General features: G+C 65.7%; 18 protein-coding genes. 11 read left to right on the top strand and 7 right to left on the bottom strand.

What is annotated here, in order from left to right; genetic code table 11:
* Positions 1-3: 3 nt before the first annotated feature.
* Complete coding sequence (locus tag AC6LJ5_RS16260; protein WP_498141013.1) at positions 4-1,491, bottom strand: aminotransferase class V-fold PLP-dependent enzyme; 1,488 nt, start codon at positions 1,489-1,491, stop codon at positions 4-6.
* 98 nt (positions 1,492-1,589) lie between these two features.
* On the opposite strand from AC6LJ5_RS16260, the gene AC6LJ5_RS16255 reads away from it, so the two are divergent.
* Entirely contained in the window at positions 1,590-2,075 is a 486-nt protein-coding gene (locus AC6LJ5_RS16255) for an Lrp/AsnC family transcriptional regulator (protein WP_103274168.1), read from the top strand.
* 100 nt (positions 2,076-2,175) lie between these two features.
* Positions 2,176-3,048 (top strand): DUF4240 domain-containing protein, encoded by an 873-nt coding sequence (locus AC6LJ5_RS16250; protein WP_498141012.1) that lies wholly within the window; start codon positions 2,176-2,178, stop codon positions 3,046-3,048.
* Positions 3,049-3,060: 12 nt separating this feature from the next.
* Here AC6LJ5_RS16250 and AC6LJ5_RS16245 read toward each other — a convergent pair whose 3' ends face one another.
* The gene (locus AC6LJ5_RS16245; RefSeq protein ID WP_103274167.1) at positions 3,061-3,981 is read right to left on the bottom strand and encodes a bifunctional enoyl-CoA hydratase/phosphate acetyltransferase; all 921 of its coding nucleotides are present in this window, start codon (positions 3,979-3,981) and stop codon (positions 3,061-3,063) included.
* Positions 3,982-4,111: 130 nt separating this feature from the next.
* Positions 4,112-5,923 carry a sulfoacetaldehyde acetyltransferase gene (gene xsc, locus AC6LJ5_RS16240; RefSeq protein WP_498141011.1) on the bottom strand — a complete coding sequence of 604 codons (1,812 nt, stop codon included), beginning with the start codon at positions 5,921-5,923 and terminating at the stop codon, positions 4,112-4,114.
* A 171-nt stretch (positions 5,924-6,094) separates the two neighbouring features.
* Here xsc and AC6LJ5_RS16235 point away from each other — a divergent pair, with 171 nt between their 5' ends.
* The 6 genes from AC6LJ5_RS16235 (at position 6,095) to AC6LJ5_RS16210 (ending at position 10,415) form a co-directional block, all read left to right on the top strand.
* On the top strand, positions 6,095-6,733 hold the full coding sequence (locus AC6LJ5_RS16235; RefSeq protein ID WP_498141010.1) for an IclR family transcriptional regulator: 639 nt from the start codon (positions 6,095-6,097) through the stop codon (positions 6,731-6,733).
* Between the two features lie 104 nt (positions 6,734-6,837).
* Positions 6,838-7,092, top strand: coding sequence for a FitA-like ribbon-helix-helix domain-containing protein (locus tag AC6LJ5_RS16230; RefSeq protein ID WP_103274164.1), 255 nt, complete (start codon positions 6,838-6,840; stop codon positions 7,090-7,092).
* On the top strand, positions 7,089-7,508 hold the full coding sequence (locus AC6LJ5_RS16225; protein ID WP_103274163.1) for a PIN domain-containing protein: 420 nt from the start codon (positions 7,089-7,091) through the stop codon (positions 7,506-7,508). Before AC6LJ5_RS16230 ends, AC6LJ5_RS16225 begins: the two co-directional genes overlap by 4 nt.
* A 26-nt stretch (positions 7,509-7,534) precedes the next feature.
* The gene (gene dbpA / locus AC6LJ5_RS16220) at positions 7,535-8,923 is read left to right on the top strand and encodes an ATP-dependent RNA helicase DbpA (protein ID WP_498141009.1); all 1,389 of its coding nucleotides are present in this window, start codon (positions 7,535-7,537) and stop codon (positions 8,921-8,923) included.
* Positions 8,924-9,094: 171 nt separating this feature from the next.
* Complete coding sequence (locus AC6LJ5_RS16215; RefSeq protein ID WP_103274161.1) at positions 9,095-9,502, top strand: DoxX family protein; 408 nt, start codon at positions 9,095-9,097, stop codon at positions 9,500-9,502.
* Positions 9,503-9,716: 214 nt separating this feature from the next.
* Positions 9,717-10,415 (top strand): class I SAM-dependent DNA methyltransferase, encoded by a 699-nt coding sequence (locus AC6LJ5_RS16210; RefSeq protein WP_498141008.1) that lies wholly within the window; start codon positions 9,717-9,719, stop codon positions 10,413-10,415.
* On the opposite strand, the gene AC6LJ5_RS16205 is transcribed toward AC6LJ5_RS16210, so the two are convergent.
* Positions 10,402-10,653, bottom strand: a complete 252-nt coding sequence (locus AC6LJ5_RS16205; RefSeq protein ID WP_498141026.1) for a hypothetical protein — start codon at positions 10,651-10,653, stop codon at positions 10,402-10,404. The genes AC6LJ5_RS16210 and AC6LJ5_RS16205 overlap by 14 nt on opposite strands.
* 317 nt (positions 10,654-10,970) lie before the next feature.
* On the opposite strand from AC6LJ5_RS16205, the gene AC6LJ5_RS16200 reads away from it, so the two are divergent.
* Both AC6LJ5_RS16200 and AC6LJ5_RS16195 read left to right on the top strand, forming a co-directional pair.
* Positions 10,971-11,837, top strand: coding sequence for a hypothetical protein (locus tag AC6LJ5_RS16200; protein WP_498141007.1), 867 nt, complete (start codon positions 10,971-10,973; stop codon positions 11,835-11,837).
* Positions 11,838-11,886: 49 nt separating this feature from the next.
* Positions 11,887-12,885: a hypothetical protein gene (locus AC6LJ5_RS16195; protein WP_498141006.1), complete on the top strand. Its 999-nt coding sequence runs from the start codon at positions 11,887-11,889 to the stop codon at positions 12,883-12,885.
* Between the two features lie 230 nt (positions 12,886-13,115).
* Here the strand turns inward: AC6LJ5_RS16195 and AC6LJ5_RS16190 are convergent, their stop codons facing one another.
* Positions 13,116-13,316: a hypothetical protein gene (locus AC6LJ5_RS16190; protein ID WP_498141005.1), complete on the bottom strand. Its 201-nt coding sequence runs from the start codon at positions 13,314-13,316 to the stop codon at positions 13,116-13,118.
* A 231-nt stretch (positions 13,317-13,547) separates the two neighbouring features.
* On the opposite strand from AC6LJ5_RS16190, the gene AC6LJ5_RS16185 reads away from it, so the two are divergent.
* A complete protein-coding gene (locus AC6LJ5_RS16185) occupies positions 13,548-16,268 on the top strand; it encodes an autotransporter family protein (protein ID WP_498141004.1) in 2,721 nt (906 codons plus the stop codon).
* A 30-nt stretch (positions 16,269-16,298) separates the two neighbouring features.
* Here the strand turns inward: AC6LJ5_RS16185 and AC6LJ5_RS16180 are convergent, their stop codons facing one another.
* Complete coding sequence (locus AC6LJ5_RS16180) at positions 16,299-17,618, bottom strand: ArgE/DapE family deacylase (protein ID WP_498141003.1); 1,320 nt, start codon at positions 17,616-17,618, stop codon at positions 16,299-16,301.
* A gap of 37 nt (positions 17,619-17,655) precedes the next feature.
* On the bottom strand, positions 17,656-18,996 hold the full coding sequence (locus AC6LJ5_RS16175) for an MFS transporter (RefSeq protein ID WP_498141002.1): 1,341 nt from the start codon (positions 18,994-18,996) through the stop codon (positions 17,656-17,658).
* Positions 18,997-19,041 lie beyond the last annotated feature (45 nt).

Raw genomic sequence — 19,041 nt, 5'->3', positions numbered from 1 at the left:
GGATCAGGCCGCGGCGGCCACCGCGGCGTTTTTCGGAAAGAAGATGGCGCGGCTGGGATCGAAGTCGTACAGGCCTTCGAAATCGGCCGCGTCCGAGGCCAGTTCCAGCACCGACGCCAGGATGAAATCGGCCTTGGCGTCCGACAGCAGCGCGCTGAAATTCAATCGGACGAATCCGGGCTTTTCGATTTCGCGGCCGTCAAGAATGGCCTGCCGCATGAGCAGGGACTGCTCTTCGCCGATGTCCAGCAGGCGATGGACATAGGGCCCGGCGCAGGCGCAGCCGCCCCGGGCCTGGATGCCGAATCGGTCGCTCAGCATGCGCGTGACCAATTGCTGGTGTACAAAACCACCCCTGCCGTTGCGCACGCGGAAAGAGAATACCGGCAGACGGTTGGCCGTCAGCGACCCCAGCAGTTCCAGTTGCGCCGCGTCTTTCCAGGCGCCCAACGCCCGCCGCACGAAGTGCGCGTTGCGTTGCCGCATGAAGTCGTCGCCCAGCGCTTCCTTCACCAGCAGGACCAGCGCGGCGCGGATATCGCCCACGACGTTCGGGGTGCCCGCCTCTTCGCGCGATTCCAGGCTGCCGCTGTAATCGTGGCCGGCCGGCGACACGAACTTGACGGTGCCGCCGCCCGGCCAGGCCGGCGTCGTCTCGGTCACGGCGTCGCGCCGGACAATCAGCACGCCCGAGGCGCCGGGACCGCCGATGAACTTGTGCGGCGAGAAAACGATGGCGTCGATCTGCGCATCGGCGGCGGGCGACATCTGGATGGACAGGTACGGCGCGCCGCCGGCGTAGTCCCACAGCATTTTCGCGCCCGACTGCTTGACCAGCCGCGTGATGGCCGGGACGTCCGCGACGATGCCGGTCACGTTCGAGGCCGCCGACAGCGCGCAGATGACGAGCGTGCCGTCCGGCGCTTGCAAGGCGGCGGCCAATTCGGCCAGGTCCGGTCCGCCTTCGGGGCTTTCCCCCAATTCGATGACGTCGGCGCCGCATTCGCGCCAGGGCAGGATATTCGAGTGATGCTCATACGGGCCGATGATCACGCGGACCTTCCGGCCCGCCGCGAGGGCCGCGCGCACGCCGAAAAGATGGACCAGCCGGTTGATGCCGGCCGTCGCGCCCGAGCCCGCGAAGATCACCGCATGCGCTTCGTCCGCGCCGCAGCACCGGGCGATGGTGGCGCGCGCTTCGCGGCGCAACCGGGTGATGAATCCACCGCAATAGGACGCTTCGGTATGCGAGTTGGCGTAGTACGGCAGCACTTGCTCGAGGATGAAGCGTTCCACCTGCATCAGGGCGCGGCCGGACGCGACGTAATCGGCGTAGACCAGCGGCTTCGCGCCGAACGGGCCGTCGATGGCGGCGTCCTTGCCGATGAGCCCGTCCGCGAGCGCTGCCGCGACGTCGCCGCTCTTCAGGCTCTCTTGAAACTGCTGCAAGGGGGTGGTCTTGGCGGGGCTGGTCGCGGTGGGGGTATTCATGGTGGCGCGGGTTCCGGTAAATAGCGAAATATCATACGATGGAATACCCTGATGAAACATCACCTATATTCTGCGTAAATCAACCAAAAACAGATCAAATGAACGACAAATTAGAAAAAATAGATAAGTTCGATCTCAGCATCATCAGCTGCCTGCAAAAGGACGGCGCCTTGTCCCAGCGCGAGCTGGCCGATCGGGTGGGCCTGTCGCAGAACGCCTGCTGGCGCCGGCTGCAACGCTTGAATGCCTGCGGCATCATCCGTGGCACGCGGGCCGAGGTCAGCCTGGTGGCGCTGGGCCTGGACCTGACGGTGTTCGTCATGATCCGGACCAGCCACCACGCCAAGGCCTGGGCCGACGGCTTCCGCCTGCACGTCGAGCGCCTGCCGGAAGTCACCGAGTTCTATCGCATCGGCGGAGACTGGGACTACCTGATTAAGGTGGTCTGCCGTGGCATGGCGGGCTATGACCGCTTCTATCAAAAGCTGATCACGGATTTCGAGCTGTCGACGGTGACCGGGTTCTTCGCCATGGAAGCGATCATCGAGAACCGGCCGCCGGATCTGCGCGTGCTGGAAGGCTGACCCGGGCTGTCGGCCCGTCATCATCTGGCGGATCCGACCCGATCATCTTGCGCCGGCCAAGGCCGGCAGGGCTTTTGGGTATCATCCGGCATCGCCATTCATGTCGCGCCCCATGACCACCCTGCCCGCCCCCATGCCCGAAGCCCGGTTCTGGCAACTGATGACGCATATCGACCGCCCGCTGCTGCTGTCGGGGCAAGACGACGAGAGCCTGGCGCCGCTGCGCGCGGCGCTGACCCAATTGCCCGCTGATGACATCATTGCCTTTGCCCTGCGGCTGGCCGACAGGCTGGCGGCCTTGCTGACCGCCTCGCGCGCCAGGACGGGACCGTTTGGCGACGACGGGCTGCTTTACGCGGCGTGCCACGCCGTCGCGCGCGGACAGGCGTGGTTCGAAGCCTCGATGCGCTGGCCGGCGATGTTCGACGATGCGGACGCCGATCCCGACACGAGCTGGTGCGAGTCGCTGCTGTACCTGCCTCGCGAGGCCTGGAGCCAGGCCACCGGTGCCGGCGAGGACGATTTCCCGGTCTGGACGCTGGAGGAAGGTCTGGCGCCGTTCGCCGGCAAACTGCCCGCGTCCACCGCCGGCGACGCCGTGCGCCGCCCCGCCACGTCGCCGACCGCCTACACCGTCTACGCCAGCTTCGAGCAGCATCCCGGCATCGCCCGCCACGTGGAGCCGGAGGAAAACGTCCGCGTCACGCTGGCCGGGCTGCTGGACGACTACTTCTGGTGCCTGCTGGATCTGGACGACTATCTGGGCATCGTCAACGAACAGGGGCAGAGCTTCCAGATCCTGCATGACGCCAGCAAGAACCTGTACTGGGCCGAAGTGCCGTGCGAGGCCGACAAGGCCTCCTATGGCCAGGAATTCTCGCGCGAAGCCCTGCTGGACCTGCTGCACCGGCTGCCCGTGAACTTCGACCGGGCGATGTTCGAGGCCCCGCAGAAGCTCGCCTGGGACGAGTAGCCCCGACGCACACTAGGCCGCCAAGGCGCGCGCGTGCAGGGCCGCGATCGCGCAGCTGTCCACCCGCGCCTGCACCGAATCCGCGCGGCTGGTCAGCAGGACCGGCACGCGCGTGCCCAGCACCAGCCCGGCCGCGCCCGCGCCGGCCAGCCAGGTGAGTTCCTTGTAGAGCATGTTGCCGGCCTCGATATCGGGCGCCAGCAGGATGTCGGCCTGCCCCGCCACCGGCGAGGCGATGCCCTTCAGCTCCGCCGCCTCGCGCGAAATGGCGTTGTCCAGCGCCAGCGGCCCGTCCACCAGCGCGCCGCGTATCTGCATCCGGTCGGCCATCTTGGACAGGGCCGCCGCGTCCAGCGTGGCCGGCATGGACGGATTCACCGATTCCGTCGCGCACAGCACCGCCACCTTGGGCCGGTCCACGCCCAGCGAGCGCGCCAGGTCGATGGCGTTCTGCGCGATGTCGGCCTTCTCGGCCAGCGTGGGCGCGATGTTGACCGCCGCGTCCGTCAGGATGAACAGCTTGGGATAGGCCGCGACCGACATCACGAAGGCATGGCTGATGCGCCGCGCCGTGCGCAGGCCCGACTCGCGCGCCACCACCGCCGCCATGAAATGATCGCTGTGCAGGCTGCCCTTCATCAGCATGCCCACGACGCCGTCGCGCGCCAGCGCCGCCGCGGCCCGCGCCGATTCCAGCTCGTCGTCGGGCGCGTCGATGATTTCCAGCCCGCCGGCCGGCAGGCCCGATTCCTCCAGCAGCCGCGCGATGCGCGCGCGCGGCCCCACCAGCACCGGCTCGATATAGCCGGCCGCGCGCGCCTGAACCGCCGCGCCCAGGCTGGACGCGGACAAGGGATACGCCACCGCCGTGCGCAGCCGGCCCGCCGACAACGCGGCATCGCGCAGCGGCGCGAACAATCCATCGCTCGCCATCTTTCTCGCTCCTGCTGGCGCCGCCCCGCGCGGCGCGCTGGCATCGGCCCGGCGCCGCGCCGGATCCCCGCTCCCGGATCCTCTAGACCGCATCCGTACCTCTGGATCCGGCGCGCGCCCGTCCTCGCGCCTAGTGTCCCGCCGGCTCGATCGACAGCGGCGTTTCCCCCGACGCGAAGGGCTGGTTGACGTAGGGCTGGTACTTCTTCAGGAAGCGCACCGGCTGCTTGAGCGCGTCGCGGCGGAACGGATCGCCCAGTTCCTGGCTCACCATCATCTCCAGCACCGTGGTCTTGCCCTCGGACTGCGCCTTGCAGGCCGCGCGCAGCGCGTCGCCCACCTGGTCGGCGTGCTCGACCCGCAGGCCCTCCGCCCCCATCGCGCGCGCCAACTCGGCGAAGTTCGGGTTCTGCAGATTGCTGCCGACGAAACGGCGACCGTAGAAGTCCACCTGGTTCTTCTTTTCCGCGCCCCACTGGCCGTTATGGAACACCACCGCCGTCACCGGAATGCGCTCGCGCACGCAGGTCAGCAGTTCCTGGAAGCTCATGCACCAGGCGCCGTCGCCCACATAGGCCACGGCCGGACGATCGGGCCGGCCCAGCTTGGCGCCGATCAGCGCCGGCAGCGCGTAGCCGCAGTTGCCGAAGCTCATGGCCGCCAGCATGGAATTCGGTTCGTCGAAGCGCAGATAGCTGTTGGACACCGAGCAGATATTGCCGATGTCGGTGGACACCATCACATGCTCGGGCATGGCCAGTTCCAGCTCGCGCAGCATGCGGCGCGGATGCATGCGGCCGCCGCCCCGGCTGATGATGTCCAGGCTCCAGTCGTCGCGCTCGTGCGACCAGCCGTCCAGTTCCTTTTCCCAGGCGCTCTTCTCGGAAATGATGCGGTCGGCGCGCGCGCTCAGCGTGGCCGAGCAGGCCAGCTCGCGCGCGGCCAGCTTGGCCGCCAGCGCCGCCGCCGCCGGCTTGGCGTCGCCGCAGATGCCCACCGACACCGGGCGCACCAGCCCCAGCATGCGATGGTCGGCGTCCACCTGGATGATGCGGGCGTTCTTGGGCCAGTAATCCAGCCCGTGCTGCGGCAAGGTGCCGAAGGGCCCGAGCCGCGTGCCCAGCGCCAGCACCACGTCGGCCTCGGACAGGAGCTTCATGCCGGCCTTGGCGCCCTGGTAGCCCAGCGGGCCGCACCACAGCGGATGGCGCGACGGAAAAGCGTCATTGTGCAGATAGCTGGTCACCACCGGCGCGCCCAGCAGCTCGGCCCGCGCCACGCACTCGGCCTGCCCGTCCGAGAACAGCACGCCGCCGCCGGCCACGATCACCGGGAAGCGCGCCTCGGCCAGCAGCCTGGCCGCCGCCTCCAGGTCTTCCTCGGCGCCCGGACCGCGACGCACGCGGCGCGGCTCGGGAATCGCCACGTCGATCTCGCCATAGAAGTAGTCGCGCGGGATGTTCAGCTGCGCCGGGCCGCGCTCGGCCATGGCGTTGTCGAAGGCCTTGGCCGTGAACTCGGCCATGCGGTCGGCGCGGTTGACGTGCGCCTGGTACTTGGTGATGCGCGAGAAGATCGGCAGTTGCTCGGTTTCCTGGAAGCCGCCCAGGCCCATGCCGGACGTGCCGGTCTCGGGCGTGATCGCCACCACCGGGCTGTGCGCCCAGTAGGCCGCCGCCACGCCCGTCACGAAATTGGTGATGCCCGGGCCGTTCTGCGCGATGCAGACGCCGTGCCGGCCCGTCACCCGCGAATAGCCGTCGGCCATGTGCGCCGCGCCCTGCTCGTGCACCGTCGGCACGAAGCGGATGCCCGCCGCCGGAAACAGGTCGAGCGCGTCCATGAAGGCCGAGCCGACGATGCCGAAGACGTCCTTCACGCCCTGGGCGACCAGGGTTTCCACAAACGCTTCGCTGGGGGTCATGTGTTGCTTGCTGCTCATGTCTATCTCCTGGCGGGCCGGCGCTGGACGGGTGGATTCTGGATTGCATATCGGCCGGGCTACGCCGATACTGCACCCGAAGCGCCGTCATTCCCATCCCGCCTCGTTCCACTTTCCGCAAAATCCGTCACGGGGCGGACCGCCACAGGCCAGATCTTCATTTTTTGAAAGATGAAAGACGAATCCTCCGCCGCGCTGCGCGCGCTCACCCTGCTGGAACTCGTGGCGCAATCCGAACGCCCGGTGTCGCTGGCCGCCCTGACCGAGGCCTCCGGCCTGCCCAAGCCGTCCGTGCTGCGCATCCTGGACAGCCTGGTCGACGAGATCGGCGAGACCTGCAACTGCACCATGCTGGACGGCGACGAGGTCGTCTACCTGGACCGCGTCGAGACCGCCTGGCCGCTGCGCGTCAACCTGCAGCCCGGCTCGCGCGTGCCGCTGCACTGCAGCGCCAGCGGCAAGCTGTTCCTGGCCCACATGCGGCGCGAGGCGCGCGAACGCCTGCTGGCCGCCGCGCCGCTGCCGCGCTACACGCCCAACACCTTGTGCGACATGCAGGCGCTGGATCCCGAATTCCGCAGCATCCGCAAGGAAGGCGCCAGCTTCGACCGCGAGGAGTACCTGCTGGGCATCGTCTGCATGGCCGTGCCGATCCTGCACGGCAACCGCGCCGTGGCCGCCGTGGCGCTGCACGCGCCGCTGGCGCGCCTGTCCATCGACGCGGCCCGCGCCTGGCTGCCGCGCATGCAGCAGGCGGCGGCGGCGCTGGCGCGGACGTACGAGGCGGATGCGCAGATGCCGGGCGATTGAACGCGCCCCTGTCTCGAACCCGGCCCTGTCAGAAGCCGATTTGCCCTGGATGACTGCATCAACATAAAATTGACAGCATTGACTGCAATCTCAAGCGATTGACAATGGCGATCCTGACCGTCCGAAACGTGCCCGACGAAGTCCACCGCGCCCTGCGCCTGCGCGCGGCCAACCACGGCCGCAGCACCGAGGCCGAAGTGCGCGAGATCCTGGAACACGCGGTGAAGGCCGAGCAGCGCCCGCGCCTGGGCGACCTGCTGGCGGAACTCGGCCGCAAGGCCGGCCTGCGCAACGAGGACTTCGCCGTCCTGGAAGACACGCGCGACCGCAAACCCGCCAAGCCGATGAAAATCGCATGATCGTCCTGGACACCAACGTCGTCTCCGAAGCGATGAAGCCCGAGCCGCATCCGGCGGTCAAGACCTGGTTGAACGACCAGGTGGCCGAGACCCTGTACCTGTCCAGCGTCACGCTCGCCGAGATGATGTACGGCATCGGCGCCCTGCCCGAAGGCCGGCGCAAGCGCGGCCTGGGCATGGTCTTCGACGGCATCGTCGCGCTGTTCGGCGAGCGCGTGCTGGCCTTCGACGCCGACGCCGCCCATCACTACGCGGCGCTGGCCATCAAGGCGCGCGCCGCCGGCAAGGGCCTGCCAATGGCGGACGGTTATATTGCCGCCATCGCCGCCGCCCGGGGATACGCCGTCGCCACCCGCGACGCCGCGCCCTTTCAGGCAGCGGGCATTGCCGTCATCAATCCCTGGGACGCGTCCTAGCCTCCATCCGTGACCGGACCAATATCGTGACCGAAACCGCCTTCTCCTCCCTGCCCCTGGCCCCCGCCCTGCTCCAGAACCTGGAAAGCCTGGGCTTCACGCAGATGACTCCCATCCAGGCGCAGAGCCTGCCCCTGATCCTGGAGGGCCGCGACCTCATCGCCCAGGCCAAGACCGGCAGCGGCAAGACCGCCGCCTTCGGCCTGGGCCTGCTGCAGAAGATCAACCCGCCCTGGCTGGCGCCGCAATGCCTGGTGCTGTGCCCCACCCGCGAGCTGGCCGACCAGGTGGCGCAGGAACTGCGCCGGCTGGCGCGCCAGATCTCCAACATCAAGGTGCTGACCCTGTGCGGCGGCGCGGCGGTGCGCCCCCAAGCCGAGTCGCTGGCCCACGGCGCCCACGTCGTGGTCGGCACGCCGGGCCGCATCCAGGACCACCTGGCGCGCGGCAGCCTGGATCTGGCCGGCCTGAACACCCTGGTGCTGGACGAGGCCGACCGCATGGTCGACATGGGCTTCTACGACGATATCGTCGCCATCGCCTCGCACTGCCCGACCAAGCGCCAGACTCTGCTGTTCTCGGCCACCTACCCCGACAACATCCGCAAGCTGGCCGCCCGTTTCCTGCGCAATCCGGCCGAGGTCAAGGTCGAGGCCCAGCACGACGCCAGCCGCATCGAGCAGATCTTCTACGAGATCAAGCCCGAGGAACGCCTGGACGCCGTCGCCCGCCTGCTGGCGCATTTCCGGCCGGCGTCCACGCTGGCCTTCTGCAACACCAAGATCCGCAGCCACGACCTGGTCGAGGCCCTGAACCAGCAAGGCGTCAGCGCCCTGGCGCTGAACGGCGACCTGGAACAGCGCGAGCGCGACGAGATCCTGATCCAGTTCGCCAACAACAGCTGCTCGGTGCTGGTCGCCACCGACGTGGCCGCGCGCGGACTGGACATCCAGAACCTGGGCGCCGTCATCAACGTGGACGTGACCAAGGACACCGAGGTCCACGTCCATCGCATCGGCCGCAGCGGCCGGGGCGAACAGAAGGGCCTGGCGCTGAGCCTGTGCTCGCCCGACGAGATGCGCTGGGCCACCCTGATCGAGCAGTACCAGGGCGTCCCGCTGGTCTGGGGCGACCTGCAATCGCTGCGCCCCAAGGCCGACCGCCCGCTGCGCGCGCCCATGATCACGCTGTGCATCCAGGGCGGCAAGAAGGACAAGCTGCGGCCCGGCGACCTGCTGGGCGCGCTGACCGGCGACGGCGGCCTGACGTTCGAGCAGGTCGGCAAGATCAACGTCACCGAGTTCAACACCTACGTCGCGCTGGACCGCCGCATCGCCAAGCAGGCGTTCTCGCGCCTGTCCAACAGCGCCATCAAGGGCAAGCGCTTCCGCATGCGCTACCTGGAAGAGCTGTAAGCGTTGGTTAATACACCGCCGAATGCTTGATGGATTTGCTCGGGTTTTGCCATAATGGCCGCGCCTGTCCGGACCCCCGGGGAAAAAGGGGGCCGGACAGAGGAACCATAGGCTCGCGGTGCGCTCCAACCAGCCCACTGTTCTTCTCAATCTGAATAAGAGAACCCCAACATGATCAAATCCGACGACACCGGCAAGCTGATCCTGCGCCTGACCCTGGGCATCCTGATCCTGCTGCACGGCCTGTTCAAGCTCTCGGGCGGCGGCGTCAGCGGCATCGCCGGCATGCTGTCCTCGCACGGCCTGCCGGGCTTTCTGGCCTATGGCGCCTACATCGGCGAGATCCTGGCCCCGGTGCTCATCATCGTAGGCATCTACACCCGCCTGGGCGGCCTGATCATCGCCATCAACATGGTGGTCGCCATCCTGCTGGCCCACACCGGCCAGCTCGGCAGCCTGACCAACAACGGCGGCTGGGCGCTGGAACTGCAAGGCATGTTCCTGTTCACGGCGCTGGCCATCGCCTTCATGGGCGCGGGCCGCTTCAGCCTGGCGGGCAATGGCGGGCGCTGGAACTGAGGCGCGCGTGATCGTCCGGCATGAAGACTGACGGCGCGAGCCGCCGGTCGATGGAAACAAGGGTCGCCGGCAGGCGGCCCTTGTTCTTTTAGGATCGCGCTCGCTGGGCGTTTGATCGTGATCCGGCCATTCTTCAAGATTCGTCCGATTGATGATTCCCCGGGGTTACAGTCCGATATTCGTCCGATTGATGACTCCCCGGACAGTCCGAGTGATGACCTCCCAGATGAAGAAATCGCCGACCTCTCCCGCCGACAACGTGGTCGCGCTGTACCAGGAACATGCCCGCGCCTTTGAGCGGCAGAGAAGCCGGGATCTGTTCGAGCGCGGCTGGCTGACGCGCTTTCTGGCGCTGCTGCCGGCATCCGGCAAACCGCGCGTGCTGGACATCGGCTGCGGCAACGGCGTGCCCATCGCCCGCCACCTGATCGAACAGGGCTGCGAGATCATGGGCGTGGACACGTCCCTGCCCCTGCTCGCAGGCGCGCAAGCCGCGTTCCCGGATCACCGCTGGATCGCCGCCGACATGCGCCGCATGCCCTTGAACGAGACCTTCCACGGCCTGATCGCCTGGCACAGCCTCTTTCACCTGAGGCCCGAAGACCAGCGGCCCCTGTTCGCCACCTTCGCACGCCTGGCCGCGCCAGGCGCGCCGCTGATGTTCACCAGCGGGACCACACTGGGGGAAGCGATCGGGGAACTCGAAGGACAGCCGCTGTATCACGGCAGCCTGGACCGCCAGGAGTATCGCGATCTGCTGGAAGCCAACGGTTTCGAAGTGGTGCGATATGTCGAGTGGGACGAGGAATGCGGCCGCGCGAATGTCTGGCTGGCCCGGCGTGGCGGCGCCGTCGAGGGCGAGACGCGTCAGCCGCGCATCACGGCAGTCCCGGGCGGGATCAGTCGCGGTTGATGAAGTCCTGCGTATCCCGGATGAACCAGGGAAGATTCAGCCTTTCTCCCTCGCCGGACTGGATGGTCAGGCGCCGGTCCGAGGAAGCCGGCGCGCTGTTCAGGCTTTGTGCCGAGGGAGATGGCCGGCTGCGGTAGTCCATGTCGGCGCGCCGGGGCGGGGTGTCCGCGCAGGCGGTGAGCGTTGCGACTGTGACTGCGGCAAGAATGGGGCGCAATGCCTGGCGTGGGGTCTTCATGGTCTTCTGATCCTGCTCGTGGCACGGGCTGGCGTGCCGGATGGTCATGGATTATCTCCACACCTTACTCGCAATGCGCAACGCGCGGCAGTATCAGGTCTCCAGGGAAACGCCTGTTTCGTTGAATGATCGCAACCGTTCGTCCACCTCAATTCCACATACCAGTAAACGAACGGGAGCCGGCTCTCCCTGTCTTGGATGGCGATAAACAAGTCAGACGTTTCTTAATATGAAATATTTTTTCAAAACGTCTCGAGATTGAGTTAAATTGCCTCACCCAATCAGACCCTCTTCTCCCTCGCTGACGGATTAAAAAAATGCGCCTTTTGCCGCCTTTGGTTTTGACAATGGCCGTTCTTGCAGCTGGTTGCGCTCCCGCGCTCAAGATAACGACGCCTCCTGCCGTTCAGGCCGGAATGCAGTCGGCAGTCTCTGTTTCCGCCAATATGCCTGAGAAAAAGTATCTGCCGAATCAGGCAGGCTACATCGAAGGCACGCGCTATATCTTTATGCAGACTGGCGGCGGCAGCATTCTGTTAGGACCGATTTTTGGCAGCATGAACGTTTCCCGTCTGTCCCAGGAAATGGCCAAGCAATACAAGGACTCGGTCATACAGGTTGATCCGCTGCCAGCCTCGACTGCCGCCTTGGAAGCCGCCGGCATCAAGGCATCTGGAGAAGCCGCGGCTTTCAATCTCAAGCCATTTGTCTTCGTGCAGCGTTGCGACGACGAGAGATTCAGGCTGGCCCTGGTCTTCCATGTCGACAACGCCAACACCAAGTGGACTGGCCGCTACACCTACCATCTGCAATCGGTATACCCCGAGAAGGAATTGGCCCAATTGTCCGAAGGGCAACTGGACCAATACAAGAAAGAGCTCACCACTGCGGCAACTGCGCTCGCAGGCCTCGTCAAGCGAGACCTGAAGGGCGATTTGCCCGCCACCGGCAAGCGGGTCAATCTCGGTAGCCTGCATCTGCTTGGCAGCAAGATGGGCGGGCTGGGGATGTATACCAAGCCGGAAGACATGTACTTCGCCAACTCGCAGATTCTTGAAGAAACGGATGAATACGTGATCGCACGGGTTCCCGGAATGATGGAGTCCAATGTGTTCGGCGGAGCCATCGCCTACGGCGTCCAACGACTGGCCAAGAACCAGATCCACACGATGAAACCGTATTAACGCTTGAACCCGAAAACTCCCCGGTTTCCACATCACATCGACCCCAGCCATGTTCATTCTGATTGAAGACCGCGCCGAGATTCGCAGGGCCCAATCTCAACTCGAAGCAACGCTACGCCGCGAATTTTCAATAAAGGAAGTTCGCGACATCGGCTGGCAAGGCGGCCGACGGCCGGCCGCGAAGCTGCACTCGAATGGTGAATACTGGTACTGGTCGCAGGATCACAAGAACACATCCAATCCGCGACGATTGAATTGGTTTGGCCGGATCTATGAAGGCCCCGGTGTCGCCATCGCCGTTGAAATCAATATTCCCTACGAAGGACGCAACGATTCCGTTGCAGGCTTTTTCGCCAAGCACGCGTCCAGCGGACAGATCTATCTTTTCCATTCCGGACGAGTAGGCGGCGGAGCAACGGGGGTCAAAAAGGACGCGTTCGTGGCCTGGTCGGATCTTCAAACTCATCCGGTATATGCCCGCGATGGGTCGCAGAAGGAAGGTCTGCTCGTCATGCCTATCGCTGCGCGTGGCGCCGCCCTTGCAGCCGTAGCCTACGTAGAGGCCATCATCGATTTCAAGGCTGCCGTCCGGGAGGGCAGGACGGAGACCACGATCGCCAAGGAAAAGGAACACCAGTATCGCGCGTACTTTGATGAATCCTTCGGCCGCAGAAAGGGACGGGCCTCGGCCCGCGACATCGACTACGTATCCAGGCATGGCGAAGTAGTGAAAAGCCTGAGCGAATGGCGTCAACGCAAAGGCCTTGCCAGGAATCAACAAATCGTCAAGTCCGTATTGCTCGATCTTGGCGTATCCAGGGGAACCGAGCTGGTCGAGGCCTATGAAGTCAAAACCTCGACCATGCGCGGCGATATATACACCGGCATCGGGCAGTTGACCGTTCACGCCAAACGTGTTGACTGCCTGCGCACCCTGGTGCTGCCAGCGGACGAGAGCTTGGCCACAGACCTAATCGCCGCCCTAAAGCGAAACAATATACAGCTGCAACGATATCGACTCACGGAAACGGGCGTTACCCTGCTTTGAATTTTTCAACTCTCTCGTGACTTCTATTGTCCAATAAATAATAAACAAATATAGATAGCACGACCTCTCCTCAGAAATAACCAGCACCAGCCAGGCACCCTGCATCTCTTCACAACGCCCCTCTTGCCTCGCTGATTTCGATGCCATCTTCGCCTGTTCTTGGCACGCAATCTAACAAACACTGACAAAATAGTTATCTTCAAGGGAATGGCCACCTTTTCTCAAGGAAATCACATGAGTTCCTTGGGCGCCTCCTGGCGTTCCCGAAAACCCCCGACCACACGAAGCCCAACGTGAAACAATGCTATTTCATTAGCATTCAATTTGTCATTTTTCGCCAATCTAATCATAAAGATGGTATCCAGCGAACTATTTTTATAACAATGGCTGGCACCCTCTTTATCAAATACCACAACCTGGATGGTATCCATTTTTTTATTCTTTTCCCTGCAAAAAAACTGGTTTAAATTTCGTCCTTTTTTCAATAACCGGCTCCGTTCGCGCACCTTGCATCGCCTCCCTGGCAGCACTTTCACAGCGATTCAGTAACGATCGGACATAAGGTTATTAATCGACCCAAAAGGACTCACGTTTTGATCTATGGCAAGAAAAAATGGCTGACAACGACGGTCGCGCTTAGCGCGACCTATTGCGCGGGCGTCATGGCCGCCGACCTGACGATTGCGCCAGGCAATACGCAGGTATTCGACGGCTCGGCCAGCTTCCCCGGCGGCGTCGACGTCAACGGCGGCACGCTGGTGATCGGCGGCAACGGCGGCGGCGCGGGCGTCACGCTCGGCGGCAACGTCAACGCAACCGCGAACTCAACCGTCTCGGGCTTCGGCGCGATCAACGGCAACCTCAACGTCTCGGGCAACTCGCGCGTCGCGCCGGGCTATCCCGTCGGCACCCCCACCGGCGTCTCCAACGGCAACCTCATCGTCAACGGCAACCTGTCGATGAACAACGCCGTGTACGACTTCGAGACCGGCTACGCCGGCCTGCCCATCACGCAGCCCGGTACCGGCGACAACATCACCGTGCGCGGCGACGTGGCCCTGAACAACACCACGCTGAACGTCTCGGTGAACACGCTGGGCGTCAACGCCGGCTACTACCGCATCCTGTCGTACACCGGCAACCTCAGCGGCAACGGCCTGACCCTGGGCTCGGTCACCGGCGACTCCGTGCCCGCCGCCAATATCCAGACGCTGACCGGCGACAAGCACATCAACCTGATCCTGGGCCCCAGCACCACCAACCTGTGGAACGGCAACGGCGCGGCGTCCGCGACCCGCGCGGGCGGCGGCGACGGCACCTGGACCGCGAGCAGCGCCAACTGGAACAGCCCCAGCAACGCCACGGGCGCCCTGCCCGACGGCGGCTACGCGATCTTCACCGGCGCGGCCGGCACGGTCACGGTCGACGGCGGCGCCGGCCCGGTGCGCGTGTCCGGCATCCAGTTCGCCAGCGACCGGTATCGCGTGCAAGGCGCGCCCATCACCCTGGTCGGCAGCGGTGGCAATCAGCCCGTCATCGTGGTCGGCGACGGCACCTATGCCTCGGCCCAATACGTCGACACCATCACCAACCCGCTGCAAGGCACGCAGGGCTTCGTCAAGACCGGCCCGGGCTCGGTGATCCTGACCGCCGACAGCAGCGGCCTGTCCGGTCCCATCCTGATCGCCGACGGCGCGCTGGAGATCGACGGCAAGCTCAACGGCCCCGTCGACATCGGCCGCGAAGTCGTGCTGGCCGGCGTCGGCCAGCTGGGCACCACCACGCTTTACCCCACCGCCGTCATCGCGCCGGGCAACGACGGTTCGCCTATCGGCACGCTCACGATCAACGGCAACCTGAACTTCGGCCAGAACACCATCTACCGCGTGCACGCCGACCCCGCCAGCACCGCGAGCGACCGCATCCACGTCACCGGCGTGGCCACGCTCGACGGTACCGTGGAGCACATCGGCCCCAACGGCAACTACGCGCCGCGCACCACCTACAACATCCTGACGGCCGACGGCGGCGTGCAGGGCCGCTTCACCGGCGCGTCCAGCACCTATGCCTTCCTGACCCCCACGCTCAGCTACGACCCGAAGAACGTCTACATGACGCTGACGCGCAACGACGTGCCGATCGGCAGCATCGGCGGCACGGGCAACGAGAGCAGCGTCGGCGGCGCGCTGGACAAGCAGGATCCGCCCGCGACCGGCAGCGGCTCGTCGTCCACCGGCAACGGCCTGTCCGGCGTCGGCATCGGCAACGGTGGCGGCAACGGCGGCAACACCTCGACTCAGGCCAGCGGCGCCAGCCAGGTCACGCAAGCAGTCCTGACGATGACCCAGGACCAGGCGCGCACGGCGCTGAAGCAGCTGTCCGGCGAAGCCTACGCCAGCAACGCCAGCGTGCTGCTGAGCCAGGGCGACACCGTCCGCACGCTGTCGCTGGACCGCCTGCGCGGCAACCTGGACGCACCCATGCGCGCCGGACGCCCGACGGCCCAGGCTGGCGGCGCGCCCTCGCCCGACGCCCTGCCGCAAAGCGGCGCCTATCCGGTCTGGACGCAGGTCGTCGGCAACTGGAGCAAGTTCAAGGGCGACGGCAACGCGGCCAGCGTGAGCCAGTCGTCCGGCGGACTCTTCGTCGGCGGCGACACCGAAGCCGGCAAGGGCTGGCGCGTGGGCGGCGCGGTGGGCTATCTGGACAGCCGCAACACGATCTCCGACAGCGCGTCGCGCAGCAAGGTCGACAGCTACACCGCGACCGTCTTCGGCGGCCGCAACTTCGCAGCCGGCCCGGGCCAGCTGCGCTTCATGGCCGGCGCGGCCTACACCTGGCACAACATCGACGCCAAGCGCGATGTCGCGGCCGGCACGCTGAACCAGCAGCTCAAGTCGTCCTATCGCGCCACATCGACGCAGCTCTACACCGAACTCGGCTACAAGCTGCCGCTGGGCGATGCCTACAGCATCGAACCCTACGCCGGCCTGGCCTGGAACCAGCTGCGCACGCGCGGCTTCAAGGAGTCGGGCGGCAGCGCCGCGCTGAGCGGATCGGCCAGCACCAATGACGTCGCCAGCAGCACGCTGGGCCTGCGCGGCGCATGGGAGTTTGGCGCCGAGCGCAGCAACCGCCTGACCGCGTCGGTGGGCTGGCGTCATGCCTCGGGCGACCTGAAGCCGCGCCAGGAACTGGCGCTGGACGGCGGCAGCAACTTCTCGGTGACGGGCGTGCCCATCGCGCGCAACGCGGCGGTGCTGGGCCTGGGCGCCGAGATGGCGGTCGCGCGGAACACCACGGTGGGCGTCGGCTACGACGCGCAATTCGGCGGAGGCAACCGGCAGCAGTCCGGGCAGCTGAAGCTGGCCGTGCGCTTCTAAGCAGGCACGGCCAGGGCGACGGGCGGCCCCTCAGCCCGTCCGTTGCCCGCCTTCGGGGCTGACGCCGCACCACTGCGCGATGAACAGCGCAATGGTCTTGGTGACGCGGCGCAACGATTCGAGATGGACGCGCTCGTCGAAGCCATGAATGTCCAGCGACTTCGGGCCGTATACCAGCGTGGGCATGTTGCCGTATATCACGAAGACGCGGGCGTCGAGATAGCCGGGCGTGGTGAAGCTCTCGAGGTCTTCCTGGAAGACCTGCCTGTGACACGCGCGCAGCGTATGTTCCGCGTCACTGCCCGGCTCCAGGACATAACCTTCAGCGTAAAAGCCCGTATAGGTCACTTGCGGCGGCCTGCCGCCCAGCCTGGGATCGGACGCCGCGTCGCGCAGGCAGTCATCGATTTGCGCGCAGGCCTGGTCGGCCGTGATGCCGGGATAGATGGCCGCGCGCACGTCGAATTCGCACCAGGACGGCACCGACGACGGCCAGTCCCCGCCTTCGATTTTGCCGATATTGAAGTTGATGGGATGCTCCAGGTGTTCGAAATGACGATGGCAATGACGCTGTTCGTTCCACCTGGCTTCGATGCCCCGCAGCGCCTCGATCGCGGCATAGGCGGCATCGATCGCGTTGAAGCCATTGGCCATTTCGCGCGTATGCGTGGGGTGCCCCTGGACGCGCACCTTGAACCAGAGCACGCCCACATTGGCGCGCACCAGCATGTTCTCTTCGGGCTCGGGAATGATCACGGCATCGGCCTGATAGCCGCGCAGCAGCGCCGCCAGCGCGCCGTTGCCGGTGCATTCCTCTTCCACAACCGATTGAAAGTAAATCGGCGCGCCGGGCAGCAGGCCCGCCGCGCGCACCGCATCATAGGCGTACAGATTGGCCGCCAGCCCGGCCTTCATATCCGCCGCGCCGCGACCATGCATCCATCCATCCACGATGGCCGGCTCCCAGGGCGAGCGGCTCCAGGTCTCGACCGGCCCGGTGGGCACCACGTCGATGTGTCCGTTCAGGATGAGCGATCGGCCAATCTGTTGCCCGGGACGATAAGCGCCGACCACGTTGAAGGCATTCTCGTATGACACCGTCACCGGGCCAAACCCTGGATGCGATTCGATGTCCTTCACGTCGATCTTCCAGCGGTCCATCGAAAAACCGCGCTGGCGCATCGCTTCGTACAGAAAGTCCTGCGCCGTGTGCTCCTGCCCGCGCAGCGACGGAAACCGCACAAGATCCTGGGTGAATGCGAGCTGAGCGTCGAACCGCGCATCCACGGCCTGCAGGATGCGCGCGGCCAGCGCCTTGTCGAGCGCGGCCGGAGGGGTGCTTGGCGTCATGTCGTCTCCTTCGAGAATGGGTATGACCGGGGGATGATCAACGGGCGTCCGTCCGCGCGGCCCCTTCGCCCGCGACGCCGGAAGCCACGCGCGCAAGACGGCGCTTGTGGCCGGCCAGCGCCCAGATGGACAGCAGCGAGATGGCCGAGAGGATGGAATAGAAGATCGCCAGGGGCAGCCACTGGCCGGGGTAGTGAAAGGCCAGCCACGTGCCAACCAGCGGCGTCATGCCGCCGGCAACCGCTCCGCACAGTTGATACGACAGCGAAATGCCCGAATAGCGCACGGGCGCGGCGAAGGCCGAACTGAGGTATCCGGCCATGGCCGAGTAGATCGCCGCCATGAAGACCAGCGCGATGGCGATGCCGGCGATGATGCTGTAGGCCGTTCCCTGCGTGACCAGCATGAACATCGGATAAGGCGCCAGCACCGAACAGAAGGCCGCCGTGAGCAGCACCCGCGCCGGTCCCAGCGCATCGGCCAGCCAGGCCGCCAGCGGCTGGACCAGGAACTGAATGATGGCCACCACGAACAGGCAATCCAGGATCAACGCGCGGTTCAGCCCCAGTGTCTGGGTGGTGTAGGACAGCATGAAGGTGTTGGTGAAATAGATGCCGCCAATCGCCACCGTGCACACGCCCATGCATAGCAGCACGGTGCGCCAGGCGGTTCGCAACACCTCCTTGGCGGGCATCTCGGCGCGTTCCCGCCGCTCGAGCACCTGCGCGAATTCGGGCGATTCGTTCACGCCGATGCGGATGACATAGCCCACCAGCAACAGCACGGCGCTGATCAGGAACGGAATGCGCCACCCCCACCTGATGAAATCCTGCTCGTCCAGGGTCGTGAGCAGGCGAAAGGCCAGCAGCGACAGGATCAGGCCCGCCGGACTGCCCAATTGCGCGAACGACGCCGCGAAGATACGCCGGCGTTGCGAGGCGTGTTCGCCCGCCATCAGCACCGCTCCGCCCCATTCTCCGCCCACGGCCAGCCCCTGGGCCAGGCGCAACAGCAGCAGGAGCGCCGGGGCCCAAATGCCCGCGGTCGCATGGCTGGGCAGCAGGCCGATGCCCACCGTGGCGACGCCCATGATGACCAAGGTCGCCATGAGGGCCTTCTTGCGGCCGACGCGATCGCCCAGATGACCGAAGATGAGGCCGCCCAGCGGCCGGGCCAGGAATCCGGCGGCGAACGTGCCGAACGAAGCCATCGTGCTGACGAAGGGATCGGCGGCGGGAAAAAAAACCTTGCCGAACACCAGCGCGGCGGCCGTGGCGTAGATGTAGAAGTCGTACCACTCGATCGTGGTGCCGATGAAGGCGGCGGTCGCGGCCCTGAGGGGTTGCGGGGCGGGTCTGACATTGGGGGTTGCGGCCATGGCGTCCTCCTCGCTTGATGTCATGAATGGCAGCCGCCTTTATCC

It is taken from the genome of Achromobacter sp. 1011791174, assembly GCF_059760925.1.
Note: the sequence above shows the minus strand (reverse complement) of the source record. Positions and strands in the feature narration are given on the sequence as shown.

Bases quoted from the DNA above. Each gene is read 5' to 3' on its own strand.
- AC6LJ5_RS16260 (WP_498141013.1), bottom strand. From the start codon at position 1,491: ATGAATACCCCCACCGCGACCAGCCCCGCCAAGACCACCCCCTTGCAG.
- AC6LJ5_RS16255 (WP_103274168.1), top strand. From the start codon at position 1,590: ATGAACGACAAATTAGAAAAAATAGATAAGTTCGATCTCAGCATCATC.
- AC6LJ5_RS16250 (WP_498141012.1), top strand. From the start codon at position 2,176: ATGTCGCGCCCCATGACCACCCTGCCCGCCCCCATGCCCGAAGCCCGG.
- AC6LJ5_RS16245 (WP_103274167.1), bottom strand. From the start codon at position 3,981: ATGGCGAGCGATGGATTGTTCGCGCCGCTGCGCGATGCCGCGTTGTCG.
- xsc (WP_498141011.1), bottom strand. From the start codon at position 5,923: ATGAGCAGCAAGCAACACATGACCCCCAGCGAAGCGTTTGTGGAAACC.
- AC6LJ5_RS16235 (WP_498141010.1), top strand. From the start codon at position 6,095: ATGAAAGACGAATCCTCCGCCGCGCTGCGCGCGCTCACCCTGCTGGAA.
- AC6LJ5_RS16230 (WP_103274164.1), top strand. From the start codon at position 6,838: ATGGCGATCCTGACCGTCCGAAACGTGCCCGACGAAGTCCACCGCGCC.
- AC6LJ5_RS16225 (WP_103274163.1), top strand. From the start codon at position 7,089: ATGATCGTCCTGGACACCAACGTCGTCTCCGAAGCGATGAAGCCCGAG.
- AC6LJ5_RS16215 (WP_103274161.1), top strand. From the start codon at position 9,095: ATGATCAAATCCGACGACACCGGCAAGCTGATCCTGCGCCTGACCCTG.
- AC6LJ5_RS16210 (WP_498141008.1), top strand. From the start codon at position 9,717: ATGACCTCCCAGATGAAGAAATCGCCGACCTCTCCCGCCGACAACGTG.
- AC6LJ5_RS16205 (WP_498141026.1), bottom strand. From the start codon at position 10,653: ATGAAGACCCCACGCCAGGCATTGCGCCCCATTCTTGCCGCAGTCACA.
- AC6LJ5_RS16200 (WP_498141007.1), top strand. From the start codon at position 10,971: ATGCGCCTTTTGCCGCCTTTGGTTTTGACAATGGCCGTTCTTGCAGCT.
- AC6LJ5_RS16195 (WP_498141006.1), top strand. From the start codon at position 11,887: ATGTTCATTCTGATTGAAGACCGCGCCGAGATTCGCAGGGCCCAATCT.
- AC6LJ5_RS16190 (WP_498141005.1), bottom strand. From the start codon at position 13,316: ATGGATACCATCCAGGTTGTGGTATTTGATAAAGAGGGTGCCAGCCAT.
- AC6LJ5_RS16185 (WP_498141004.1), top strand. From the start codon at position 13,548: ATGGCCGCCGACCTGACGATTGCGCCAGGCAATACGCAGGTATTCGAC.
- AC6LJ5_RS16180 (WP_498141003.1), bottom strand. From the start codon at position 17,618: ATGACGCCAAGCACCCCTCCGGCCGCGCTCGACAAGGCGCTGGCCGCG.
- AC6LJ5_RS16175 (WP_498141002.1), bottom strand. From the start codon at position 18,996: ATGGCCGCAACCCCCAATGTCAGACCCGCCCCGCAACCCCTCAGGGCC.